This window comes from Dactylosporangium sucinum (assembly GCF_014647515.1).
Lineage (GTDB): Bacteria > Actinomycetota > Actinomycetes > Mycobacteriales > Micromonosporaceae > Dactylosporangium > Dactylosporangium sucinum.
In genome coordinates, this window is sequence record NZ_BMPI01000001.1 from 334,714 (window position 1) to 346,783 (window position 12,070).

Genomic DNA, 12,070 nt, shown 5'->3' on the forward strand with positions numbered 1-12,070 from the left:
GCCGCTCGGCCGGGACCAGCTCCGGGACTGGGTTAAAGATTCTTGACACCATGTCGGGCCTTCTTTACATTCGAGATGTCAAGTTTTTCATACATGAGGAGCGGGACATGTCCTCCGAGGAGAAGCGCACCTGGATTTACGCCGTGGTCGGCGTCGTCGTCCCGGTCGCCTACCTGGCGACCGTACTGTCCAAGGTGCCGGGTACGGACGTGGCGAGGATCGCCTACGTGGGGCCGATGCTCACTGCGATCGGCGTCGGGATCGGCGCGGGCATCGTCCTGGCCATCGTGACTGCCATGGCCTCGCCCAAGGATGCGGACAGGACCGACGAGCGCGATCGGGAGATCAATCGGCGGGGTGAGTACGTCGGGTTCTACGTCATGAGCACCGCCGCGATCGTGCCGCTGGTCCTGGCGATGGCGAAGGTCGAGCACTTCTGGATCGCGCACGCGCTCTACCTGGCGTTCGTTCTGGCCGCGCTGACCTCGGCAGTGGTGAAGATCGTCGCGTACCGGCGGGGCTGACAGCAGCGCCCGCAAACCCCTCAATGCCTCGCCCGGATCGAGACGGAGCCACGATGCCCGCGCTGACCCGTACCGCCCGCATGACCGGGCTGTTCTACCTCGGCAATGCCATCACCGGCATTCTCGGGTTCCTCATTGTCCGCCCGCAGCTCTTCGCGGCCGACGACCCCGATGCGACACTGGCCAACCTGGTTACGCACGAGTCGCTCGCCCGCGCCGGCGTTGCCTTGGAACTGGGCATGGTCGTCACCCAGACCCTCGCCGCCGTCTGGTTCTGTCGCCTGTTCCGCACCGCAGACTCCTTCGCCGCGCGCGGGATCGCCGCCTTCGGCCTGGTCAACGCGATCGTGGGCCTCGTGAGCGCGGCACTGCTGGCCACGGCGGTCGAGGTAGCGGTCGACCCGGTCGGCGACGCGGCCGCCAACGTCCAGGTGCTGTACCTGGTCAGCGACAGCCTGTGGGGCGTGGGAGCACTGTTCTTCGGCCTGTGGCTGGTACCCATGGGCTGGTGCGTGCTGCAATCGCGCTGGATGCCCCGCGTCTTGGGCTGGATCCTCGTCGGCGGCGGCGTCGGGTACGTGCTCAGCGCGTTCATCAGATACCTCGTCCCGGACGCGCAAGTCGTCGCCGAGGCACTTGCGTATCCCGCCTCCGTCGGCGAGTTCTGGATGATCGGCTACCTGCTCATCCGCGGCGTGCGCCGGCAGGCACCGGACGAAGCGCCGCCAACCGTTCGCACGCCGGCGCCGGTGGCGAGCTGAGGCGTTGCCCGACGCGCGAATCAGCAGCCCAAGAAGCTACTCCGGGTGCGTCGACGCACGCTGCTGCCGCGGCGGGCGATGGGCGCCGCGGTCGCTGCCGGTGGAGCCCAACCGGTCCGCCGTCCGGACATGGTCACTGCCTTCCCGGTCGCCTCGGTAGGGGTCCCGCGCGATACGCAGGCGCCGTCGATACCGTCGCTCGGGTCCGCTGCCGGGTCGTGCGGGCCGGATCGGGACGGCCGTCAGCAGCACCAGCCCGGTGATGGCGTGGATGTTCGAGCCGACCTGGTAGCCCACGGTGTCGGGGTCCTCGAAGAGCCACACGACCTTGGTGGCCATCATGGCGTAGACGCCCACGGCGAGCAGCCGGAACCAGTGTCTGCGCCAGCCGGTGGCGCCGCTGTCGAGCAGGATCAGCACCGCCGGCAGTTGCCAGACCAGGTGATGCACCCAGCTGATCGGGCTGACCAGGCACATCGCCACGCCGGTGAGGGCCAGGCCGGCCCAGTGGTCGGGTAGCGCACCCGCCTTGCGGACCCGGAACGCCCATACCGCCAGCACCACGGCGACGAGCGCCGGCCACGCGGCCGTCAGGTGCAGCCGGTGCAGTGCGCCGGACATCGACTGGTTGCCGACCACCACGATGTCGCCGACCCGGTCGGTCTGCCACAGCAGATCCGTCCAGTATGCGCGGGAGGCGCCGGGTGCGACGAGCCAACCGAGGCAGACCGTCACCAGGGCGGTGCCGCCGGCGACGAGCGCCGCCCGGTACCGGCGGGTGAGGACGAGATAGACGACGAACAGCGCCGGGACGAGCTTGATGCCAGCGGCGATACCGATGAGGACGCCCGCGGCGGGGCGCCGGTCGAGGAGGAACAGCAGGTCGACCCCGACCATTGCCAGCAGTACCAGGTTGATCTGGCCCAGGCTCAGCGTGTCCCGCCACGGCTCGGTCGCGAACAGCAGCACCACCCCGGCCAGCACCGGCAGGGGCCGGTGGAGCCGCCGCCACAGCAAGGCCACGGTGCCGGACAGCGACGCCACGGCGAGGAGCACCGCGGCGACCGGCAACGCGGCCGCGGCCAGCGGCACCATGACGAGCGCGGCGAACGGCGGGTAGGTGAAGCCGAACGCGCGGGTCGGGGCCGGTTGCCGGTACGCATAGAGGTCGCCGCCGTGCAGCCACGACCGCACCGCGCCGTGGTACACGCGGAGATCGAACAGCCCCTGCCAGCGTGCGGACGCCGCGACGAAGGCGGCCACCCCGAAGGCCAGCATGACGAGCCCGACCCACGCCCGCAACCGTTTCACGCCCGCGTCACCCCACGATCAGCCGTCGCTGCGCGGCGAAGCGTTCGGCTCAAGCCGGGCGGTACCCCGGCAGCGGGATCACGACTGCCCGGCGATCGGCGCGACTAACACGTCTCGCACGAAAGACCCAGGGGATCAGCTCGGGGGGCCGTCGGAGACTACGGATGGCAGCTCCGAGAAGTAGTCACGGAGCTTGGCGATCTGCCCGTCACGGAGGCGGAAGATCTGCAGGAGCGACATCGTCGTGCGCCGCCCGTCGGCTTCGTCGAAGGCGACGTCGATCTCGGCGATGAACACATCGGGATCCGCGGTGTCGTGCAGGACGTAGGCGGACCGTTCCAGGTTCATCGTGGCCTGGTAGGTCGGCTGCTGGTGATACACGCTGGTTCCGGCCCGGATCGCATCGCGGCCCACCAGGTGCCGGAGCGGATGGTCGTCGGGAGCCAGCGGCGAGTCGTACACACCGTCCTCGGTGAACATCGCTGCGATCGCGTCCGGGTTCCGGGTGATCGCGCCGGCGTACATGTACCGCTCGAAGACTTCCTTATGCGTAAGAGCCACTCTCCATTATAGCTCCCCCGACGTACTGCTGCGGCGGGAACACGGCGGCGCGGCACCTGCTTCGGCAGGGCACCGGCGATCCGGGCGATGCACTACGCTGTCGTCGTGTCCACTGAGCCGATCGACACCGCTGTTGCACACCCCGCGCGGCGCTACAACTACTGGCTCGGCGGCAAGGACAACTTCGCCGCCGATCGCGCATCCGCCGACGCGATCGCGGCAGCCTGGCCGAGCGCGCCGATCGCCGCGCGTGAGAACCGCAGGTTTCTCCAGCGGACGGTGCGCTATCTCGCCGGCGAGGTGGGCATCCGGCAGTTCCTGGACATCGGCACGGGCCTGCCGACCGCGGACAACACCCATGAGGTCGCGCAGTCCATCGCGCCGCAGACCCGCGTGGTGTATGTCGACAACGACCCCATGGTGATGGTCCACGCCCGGGCGCTGCTGACCAGCGCGCCCGAGGGCCGCACCGCCTACCTGGAGGCGGACCTGCGCGACCCGGGCCGCATTCTGGCCCACCCGGAGCTGCGCTCGACGCTCGACCTCAGCCAGCCGGTCGGGCTCATGCTCGTCGCGGTGCTGCACTTCATCCACGGCGAAGGCGCCGGCGTGCCGATCGTGCGCGAGCTGCTCGAGGCTCTGCCGTCGGGGAGCTACCTGGTCGCGAGCAACGCGACGAAGGACCCGTCGCCGCCGCAGGTCGTCGAGCTGTATGACCGGATGCTCGCCAGCGGCCAGACCGACATCTGGCCGCGGGACAGAGCCGAGTTCAGTGCCCTGTTCGACGGGCTGGAGCTGGTCGACCCCGGCGTCGTGCTGGTCAACGACTGGCGCTCGGAGAACGAGCCGCCGCCGCGACCGACCGGCGCGGAGGTCGCCGTCTACGGCGCGGTGGGCAAGCTGCCCTGATCACCCGCGCGGCCGGCGCCGTCCGGGCCGAGGTGGATCTCGGCCCGGACGCCGTTCGTTGCCGGGTGGTACGTCAGGCGGTGTCGTCGTCGAGCACGGTCAGCCAGGCGAAGCCGTCCCCGATCGCGACGCCGACGGGTGCCGAGATCGTGATCTTGTACCGCAGGGACGCCGTGTTGACGGTGGTGTTGCCGGTGAGCGGCACCGCGATCGTCACGCTGCTCACCCCCTTCGGGATGGTGACGGGGAACGACAGCGCCGGCACCTGCCCGGCGGTCGCGGATCCGCTTGCCGACGTCTGCACCTGGACCGTGGCCGGGTCCTTCAGCGCCTTGCTCAGCGTGAGCCGCATCGTCGCGGTGCCCGGTCCGTTGCCCTCGGCGACGGTGGCGTCGGCGATGCTGGCCAGTTCCGCCCGCGTCGCCACGCCGCCGCCGACGGCCGGCGTGTCGAAGGTGAAGTCCGACAGGTACACCCCGCCGGTCGGGGTCGCCGGCCGTACCGTGATGGACCGGACGTTCTTCAGGTCGATCTTCGGCAGCGCGTCGAGCGGCACCCGGACCGTGCGCAGCCAGGTCTTACCCAGCCGGCTGATCCCGTTCGCCGTGTTCGTCGAGGCCGGGAACGGGGTCAGGGCCGGGCTGACGTCGCCGACCCGCACGGTCGCGGAACGGCCCTTGCCGTCGACGATCGTGACGTCGAGGTCGACGTCGCCGACCGCGGACTCGTCCCGCGCCGCCCGGAACGTCAGCGCGTCGTACCGGTTGACGTCGAACTGTCCCGGTGCCAGCGCGACCTGCAGCGCCGGCGAGACCGACGCGGCGCTCCACTGCAGCCGCAGGACCGGGCTGAGCGGCACCGACGGCGCGAACGTCGCCGGCGTCCAGTGCGGGACCTTCGACGTCGCGGTGGTCGACGAGCACGGGGTGTCGCCGGGGAGCACCCGCGCGGCCACGCTGTAGCAGTACGCCCCGAGGTCGAAGCCGGACATCGTGACGTTCGGGGCCGGACGTTCCAGCGGCGCCACGTCCGTCCGGGACGTGCGGGGCTGCTGGGCCTCCGAGTAGACGACGGCGCGTCCGGTCGATGCAACGGTACCGTTGGTGCCGTCGAACAGCGGCAGGAACGCCTCCTCCTTGCCCTGCACGAGCCGGAAGAAGCCGGCCATGTAGGCGGTGCCGACGGCCCGCTGCTCGGCCGCGGTCAGCCGGCTCGGGCTGGCGCTGCCGCACACCTCGTCGTTGGCCGGCGACCAGTCGTCGCTGGACGGCGCGACCGACACGCCGGGCGTCCACTCGGTGTTGAAGAAGTTGTGGTCGGCGCCCATGACCATCAGCGACGAGCGCAGCACGTCGTCGCGGTAGGAGTAGCGGGTGTCGTCGTAGAAGTGCTGCCCCTGCTGGTTGGAGACGTCGCCGTCGCAGTACGGCAGGATCACCGCCATCGGCACGCCCGGCAGCGTCGCCCGGCCGAAGTCGACCGGCGCGAGCGGCAGCACGGCCCGGATGCCGTACTGCTGCTTCCGCTCGGCGTTGAGCAGCGCGGCCTCGACGACGCCCTCGCCGCCGCGGGAGTGCCCCATCAGCCCGACGTTGTCCAGGTCCAGCCGCCCCGACAGCGGGTGGCGCTTCGGCCCCTTGGAGTCGTTCCTCGACGCCAGCAGGTCCAGGTGCGCCATGACCAGCTGCCCGCGGGCCAGCGCCCCGTTGTCGTCGGTGAAGCTGGCGTCCTTGGCGTTGATGCCGTTGGCGCTGATCGACACGACGACGTAGCCGTGCGTGGCGAGCGCCTCCGCGGTCTCGGTGTACCCCAGATAGCTGTCGATGGGGATGAAGTCGGCCGCGCACGGCCAGTTGGTGTTGTTGGTCTGCCGGGTCGTCGGGTTGTAGCAGGCCGAGTGCCGCCCGTGCAGGAACACGACGACCGGCCGCTTGCCCTTCGCCCCGGCCGGCGCGTAGACCGCCGCCCGCATCTCGACGGGCAGGTCGCTGAGGCCGGACAGCGTCGTCGCGGTGTCCCCGAGGTCGTAGTCGAGGCGCTCGACCGGGTACGGCCCGGGCTGCGCGGGATCGGTGTAGACCGGCTTCTTGCCGTGGCTTTTCACGGTCGCGGGCGGGGCGGCGGACTTCGCCGCCGCCTGGGTGCCGGGCACCACGCCGTTCCAGGCGACCTCGACGCGCTTCGCTGCGGTGACGGTGATGTCGGTCGTCTCGACGGTGAGGGTGAGCCCGTCAGGGGACTCGCTGGCCGGGCCGATGATCCGGCCGTCGACGGCGAGTTCCGGGACGGCGTTGCGGACGGGCAACGGCTCGTTGAGCCGCAGCGTCACCCGGGCACCGCCGTCGGGAAGGGTATCGACGGCGAAGCCGTTGGAGTTCGCGGACTCGTCGATCGGATCGGCTGCGGCGGGAGCGGCGACGAGGGTGGCCGCCGCCAGGCAGCCCGCGAGGATCGCGACCGGCAGCGTCGCCGCCGATCGACGCCGGTTGCGGAGGGGTGGTAACCGGAACATTTGGAGGTTCTTCCTTTCGCGCCGTGATCTTCAGCGCGAGAGCAAGCTAGGGACGGCGTGTTCCAGAAGATCACTTTCCGGGAGGCGGCCCGGTTACGAGGTGGCACGAATCCGTTTCGGATCGCTGCTCATCACCGCCCGAATGCCGCTCATCGGGCATTGGCACCCGGATCCCGGGACGGCCGGCGCTGCTCGTTCAGGACGGGGACGGGTGGCTCGCAGGTGCCGGCGACCGTGGCCGTGATGCCGATCCGGGCGCGCCGGCCGGAAGGCGCTTAGGGGATCGTCATCGCGCAGTGGGGGGAAAGCCCCCGGTCGAATTCGGGGGCGATCCGGATCGTTTTGGCGGAGGTACCGGCCGAGACTCGTCCGCATGACAGAGAGGCCCAGGTTCAGCGTCGTCATTCCGTGCTTCAACGAGGCCGGCTACCTCACCGATGCGCTCCTGTCCCTGCGTAAGCAGGACTTCGACGGAGTGTTCGAGGTCATCGTGGTCGACAACAACTGCACGGACGACACCGCGGGCATCGCCCGCGACTTCGGCGCGCGGGTGGTGGCCGAGCCGGTGCCGGGGGTGTGCAACGCCCGCCAGCGGGGCACGGAGGAGGCGCGGGGTGAGATCGTCGTGTCGACCGACGCCGACACGGTGCACGGCCGCGACTGGCTCAGCCGGATCGACGCACGGTTCCGCGACGACGAGCACATCGTCGCGGTCGTCGGGCCGTGCCGGTACGCCGACGGCCCGCGCTGGGGCCGGTACTACGGCCGGGCGCTCTTCGGCGCGGTCAACGGCGTGCACCGGCTGACCGGGCGAGCCGTGTACGCAAGCGCCACGAACATCGCCTTCCGGCGCGAGGCGTGGACGGGATACGACACCGGCCTGACGCAGGGCGGCGACGAACTCGACCAGCTGCGCCGGCTGCGCGGGCGGGGCCGGGTCGTCTACGACCACGGCAACCCAACGTACACGTCGGGCCGGCGGCTCAGCCGCGGGCTCGCGTACAACCTGTTCGTGACCCTGCCCGTGCACTATCTGCTGACGTATGCCGTGAACCGGATCGCGGGGCGGCGCGTGCTCGGATCGGCGCCGGCGTTCCGCGACGACGCGGGGTCGTTCGAGGCGACCCTGGCGGCCGGCCGGGAGGCGGAGCGGTGATCGTCCTGGCCGCGCTGGTAGTCCTGGCCGTCCTCGGCACGTTGTACTGGCTGCTGATGTCGCCGTTCGCCCCGTCGTCGCGCGACTACCCGTACCACGGCCCGGCCGGCGAGCGGGTGGTGGCGCTGACCTTCGACGACGGCCCGAACGAGCCCTACACCTCGCAGATCCTCGACGTCCTGGCGGCGCACGACATCCGGGCGACCTTCTTCCACGTCGGACAGTGTGCCGAGCGGCACCCTGAGGTCGCCGCGCGCGTCATCGACGCCGGCCACGTCGTCGGCAACCACTCGCTGAGCCACCGGTTCGGCACGTACCTGCGGCCGAGGGCGTTCGAGCGGGAGGTCGCGCGGACCCAGGGCATTTTGGCGCGCATCACCGGCCGGACCCCGGCGCTGGCCCGCACACCGTGGCTGTGGCGGCAGCCGGCGCTGCTGCGGATGCTGCGCCGGGGCGGCCTGCACCCGGTCGCCGGCGAGTTCGGCCACGCGCTGGAGGTGTTCCAGCCGTCCGGCGCCCGGATGGCCCGCCGCGCCATCGCCAAGACGCGCCCCGGTTCGATCCTCATCTTCCACGACGGGTTCGACGGCCGCGGCGGCGACCGCACCGAGACGGTCGTCGCGGTGCGCGCGACGATCGAGGGGCTGCTGGCCCGCGGCTACCGGTTCGTGACGGTGGACGAGCTGCTCGGCGTGCCCGCGTACCAGACCGCCGGGTAGGGTTCCGGCCGTGGCACCGGACCGTGCCCGCGTGCCGCGACGCCTCGGTGCGCCGACTCTACTCGGACGGGCCCGTCCACCTTGGGTCTTCACGCAGAGTGAAGGTCAAGTCGCCGCCCCGCCTTGACCGCGCCAGCCCGGCCGATCATGCTGTCCGGCAACACACCGGCGTGGGAGGGCGGCGATGATCTACAGCAGCAGGTATCCGGACGTGGCCGTGGTCGACGAGCTCATCCATGACCGGGTGCTCGGCCGGGCCGCCGCCCGAGGCGCGCTGCCCGCGCTGGTCGACGCGGTCTCCGGGCGCACGATCACCTACGGCGAGCTGGCCGTACTCGTCGAGCGGCTCGCCGCCGGGCTGTCCGCCGAGGGCATCGGCGCCGGCGACGTCGTCGCCCTGCACTCGCCGAACACGGTGCTGTTCCCGGTCGTCTTCTACGCCACCACCCGCGCCGGCGGCACCGTCACGACGCTCTCGCCGCTCGCCACCGCGCCGGAGATCGCCAAGCAGCTCGTCGACGCCAAGGCGCGGCTGCTGGTGACGGTGTCGGCGCTGCTCCCGGCGGCGCGGGACGCGGCCGAGCGGGTGCGGGCCGAGACCGGCACGGCGATCGAGGTGCTCGTCTGCGACGAGGCCGAGGGGCACCGCTCGGTACTTGGCCTGCTGCGCGACGGGGCGGCGCCGGCGCCCGCCGTCGACCCGGCCACGGGCGTCGCCGTGCTGCCGTACTCCAGCGGTACCACGGGCGTGCCCAAGGGCGTGATGCTCTCGCACCGCAACATCAGCACGAACCTGGAGCAGATCGCCGGACTGCACCGCATCGACGAGGGCGACCGCATCATCGCCATCCTGCCGTTCTTCCACATCTACGGCATGGCGGTGCTGCTCAACAACGCCCTCATGCGCGGCGCCACCGTCTACGTGCACCCGCGCTTCGACCTCGACGCGTTCCTCACCAGCCTGGAGCGCGACCGGATCACGCACGCCTACCTCGCGCCGCCGGTCATGCTGGTGCTCGCCAAGCACCCCAAGGTCGGCCAACTCGACCTGTCGCACCTCAAGCGGATCATCTGCGCCGCGGCCCCGCTCGACGCCGCGCTGCAGGCCGCCGTCGCCGAGCGGCTCGGGGTGGAGATCGGCCAGGCGTACGGGATGACGGAGCTGTCGCCCGGCTCGCACATCCACGTCGACGGCGCCGCCGACGAGCCGCCGGCCTGCGTGGGCAGCCTGTTCCCGTCGACGCAGGCGCGCCTCGTCGACGTGGCCAGCGAAGCCGACGTGGCCGCCGGCGAACCCGGCGAGCTGTGGATCCGCGGCCCGCAGGTGATGCTGGGGTACTTCGGGCGCCCCGAGGACACCGACGCGATGATCGACGCCGACGGGTGGCTGCACACCGGCGACATCGCCCGCGTCGACGCCGACGGCAACTGGTTCATCGTCGACCGGGTCAAGGAGCTCATCAAGTACAAGGGCTACCAGGTCGCCCCGGCCGAGCTGGAGGCGCTGCTGCTGGGCCACCCGGACATCGCCGACGCGGCCGTCATCGGCGTCTACGACGACGACAACGCCGAGATCCCGAAGGCGTTCGTGGTGCCGATGCCGGGCGCGGCGCTCACCGCGGAGGCGGTGATGGACTACGTGGCCGGGCTGGTCGCCCCGTACAAGAAGGTCCGCCGCGTGGAGCTCCTCGACGCGATCCCGAAGGCGGCCTCCGGCAAGATCCTGCGCCGCGAGCTCCGCCAGCGCGAACGCGCCCAGTCCTGAGCGACGATTCCGGCGCCGGCGGGCGCGTGACGAGGCAGCGTCCGGCGATTGCCTCCGACGACGGTGTCGCACCGGTCGGTTCGCGCCGTGAGCGGGGCCATACCGTCGCGCTGACCGCGTTGATGCTCGCCGCGTCACTGCTGTACGCGACCGTGTCACTCAACCGGTTCCGTACGTGGCGCGCATCGACGTACGACCTGGTCATCTTCGACCAGGCCGTGCGGTCCTACGCCCACGGGCAGCTTCCGGTGGCGATCGTCAAGGGCGTCCACAACGGATTCGGCCCTGATTTCAGCGTGCTGGGCGATCACGTGTCGCCGGTCCTTGTCCTCCTCGCCCCGCTGTACCTGGTATATGACGATCCCCGCACGCTCCTGGTGGCGCAGGCCGTGCTGCTGGCCTGTGCGATCGCGCCGCTGTGGCGGTTCACCCGGCGCGAGCTGGGTGTCACCGCGGCGTACGGTGCCGCCGCGGCGTACGCGCTGTCGTGGCCGGTGGCCGGTGCGGTCAGCTTCGACTTCCACGAGGTCGCATTCGCCCCGCTGCTGCTGGCGGTGCTCTTCGACCAGCTCTCCATGCTGCGCCACGGGGCCGGGCGCGGGTGGCGGCTCGCGCTGGCCGCCGCGGCCGTGTTGTGCGTCAAGGAGGACCTCGGCCTGGCCTTGGCGGGTGTCGGGCTGTGCCTGCTGCTGCCGTACCGCGGCCGGCCGCCCGGGCGCGGCGATGTGCTGCTCGGACTCGGCTGCCTGCTCGGCGGGCCGGCCTACACCGCGTTCGCCACGCAGGTGATCATTCCCGCGTTCGGCGGCCGGCCCGACTACTACTGGTCGTACGACCATCTCGGCCCCACCGTGCCGGCCGCGCTGTGGCACGTCGTCAGCCAGCCGGTCGACGCCTGGTACACCGTGACCCATCCGGCGACGAAGATCAACACCATGCTCCTGCTCCTGGCCGTCGGCGCGCTCACGCCGCTGGTGTCGCCCTACCTCGCGGTCACACTGCCGCTGCTGGCCGAACGGATGCTCTCCGAGTCCCCGGGCTGGTGGGGCACCGGCGCGCAGTACAACGCCTTCCTGGTGATTCCGCTGCTGTGTGCCGGCGTGGACGGGGCGGCCCGGATTGCCCGCCGCTGGCCCTCCCGACGCGTCGCCACGGCCTGGACGGTCACCGTGGTGACCGTTGCCGGGGTGGCCCTGCCCAACTTCGCCTTCCGTGAACTGTTCCGCACGTCGGCCTGGCGGCAGACCGACGACATGCGCGCGGCGGCACACGCCGCGGCCCACATCCCCGACGCGGCACTGGTCGAGACCGCATCCAGCATCGGGCCGCAGCTGACCAGCCGCACACAGGTGCTGCTGTGGGACCGGACGCCCCGCTGGGCGCCCTGGGTCGTCGCCGATATCACGCGACCACAGTTCCCGTTCTGCAGCATCGACGACCAGCGCGCACGGGTCGAACTGCTCCGCAGCCACGGCTACCGGATCGTCTTCCAGGAGAACGACTTCGTGGTGCTGCACAACCCGTCCGCCGTGCCCGAGCTGTTCGCCCCGCCCGCCCCACCGTGCGCCTGACAGGCGAAGTCAGGCCTGTCGATACGCGTCTGCACCGCTCGCTCCTGGATCCACATGTCGTCGGACCGCAGGAGGCCGACGACCTGCGCTTCGTGCGTGGCCGAGCTGAGGGCGAGCGCCTGGCCGGGCGCCTCCCCGGACCGCCGGGGGCTGACGTGGTTGGCCAGCCCCCGGCTCACTGCGTCGCGATCTCAGCCGGTGAAGGTGGCCGTGATCTGGGTGAACTGCCAGTTGTTCTGGGCGATGCCGCTGCAGTTGGAGACCACGCCGCCGCCCGGGCA

The 12,070-nt window shown here is 71.2% G+C and carries 10 protein-coding genes; 7 read left to right on the plus strand and 3 right to left on the minus strand.

Annotation, left to right across the window (positions count from 1 at the left end; all coding sequences use genetic code 11):
• The first annotated feature begins 107 nt into the window (after positions 1 to 107).
• Both IEZ31_RS01140 and IEZ31_RS01145 read left to right on the plus strand, forming a co-directional pair.
• Complete coding sequence (locus tag IEZ31_RS01140) at positions 108 to 524, plus strand: hypothetical protein (protein ID WP_190247800.1); 417 nt, start codon at positions 108 to 110, stop codon at positions 522 to 524.
• A gap of 53 nt (positions 525 to 577) precedes the next feature.
• The gene (locus tag IEZ31_RS01145; protein ID WP_190247771.1) at positions 578 to 1,285 is read left to right on the plus strand and encodes a DUF4386 domain-containing protein; all 708 of its coding nucleotides are present in this window, start codon (positions 578 to 580) and stop codon (positions 1,283 to 1,285) included.
• A gap of 36 nt (positions 1,286 to 1,321) precedes the next feature.
• On the opposite strand, the gene IEZ31_RS01150 is transcribed toward IEZ31_RS01145, so the two are convergent.
• The gene (locus IEZ31_RS01150) at positions 1,322 to 2,596 is read right to left on the minus strand and encodes a glycosyltransferase 87 family protein (protein WP_190247772.1); all 1,275 of its coding nucleotides are present in this window, start codon (positions 2,594 to 2,596) and stop codon (positions 1,322 to 1,324) included.
• A gap of 135 nt (positions 2,597 to 2,731) precedes the next feature.
• A complete protein-coding gene (locus IEZ31_RS01155; protein WP_190247773.1) occupies positions 2,732 to 3,157 on the minus strand; it encodes a nuclear transport factor 2 family protein in 426 nt (141 codons plus the stop codon).
• An 87-nt stretch (positions 3,158 to 3,244) separates the two neighbouring features.
• Between IEZ31_RS01155 and IEZ31_RS01160 the strand changes: the two genes are divergently transcribed.
• The gene (locus IEZ31_RS01160) at positions 3,245 to 4,066 is read left to right on the plus strand and encodes an SAM-dependent methyltransferase (RefSeq protein WP_190247774.1); all 822 of its coding nucleotides are present in this window, start codon (positions 3,245 to 3,247) and stop codon (positions 4,064 to 4,066) included.
• Positions 4,067 to 4,139: 73 nt separating this feature from the next.
• Here IEZ31_RS01160 and IEZ31_RS01165 read toward each other — a convergent pair whose 3' ends face one another.
• A complete protein-coding gene (locus IEZ31_RS01165) occupies positions 4,140 to 6,578 on the minus strand; it encodes an alpha/beta hydrolase family protein (RefSeq protein WP_190247775.1) in 2,439 nt (812 codons plus the stop codon).
• A 373-nt stretch (positions 6,579 to 6,951) separates the two neighbouring features.
• Between IEZ31_RS01165 and IEZ31_RS01170 the strand changes: the two genes are divergently transcribed.
• The 4 genes from IEZ31_RS01170 (at position 6,952) to IEZ31_RS01185 (ending at position 11,789) form a co-directional block, all read left to right on the plus strand.
• The gene (locus IEZ31_RS01170; protein WP_190247776.1) at positions 6,952 to 7,734 is read left to right on the plus strand and encodes a glycosyltransferase family 2 protein; all 783 of its coding nucleotides are present in this window, start codon (positions 6,952 to 6,954) and stop codon (positions 7,732 to 7,734) included.
• Entirely contained in the window at positions 7,731 to 8,453 is a 723-nt protein-coding gene (locus IEZ31_RS01175) for a polysaccharide deacetylase family protein (protein WP_190247777.1), read from the plus strand. Before IEZ31_RS01170 ends, IEZ31_RS01175 begins: the two co-directional genes overlap by 4 nt.
• A gap of 184 nt (positions 8,454 to 8,637) precedes the next feature.
• On the plus strand, positions 8,638 to 10,218 hold the full coding sequence (locus tag IEZ31_RS01180) for an AMP-binding protein (protein WP_190247778.1): 1,581 nt from the start codon (positions 8,638 to 8,640) through the stop codon (positions 10,216 to 10,218).
• Between the two features lie 26 nt (positions 10,219 to 10,244).
• Complete coding sequence (locus tag IEZ31_RS01185) at positions 10,245 to 11,789, plus strand: DUF2079 domain-containing protein (protein WP_190247779.1); 1,545 nt, start codon at positions 10,245 to 10,247, stop codon at positions 11,787 to 11,789.
• Positions 11,790 to 12,070: the final 281 nt, after the last annotated feature.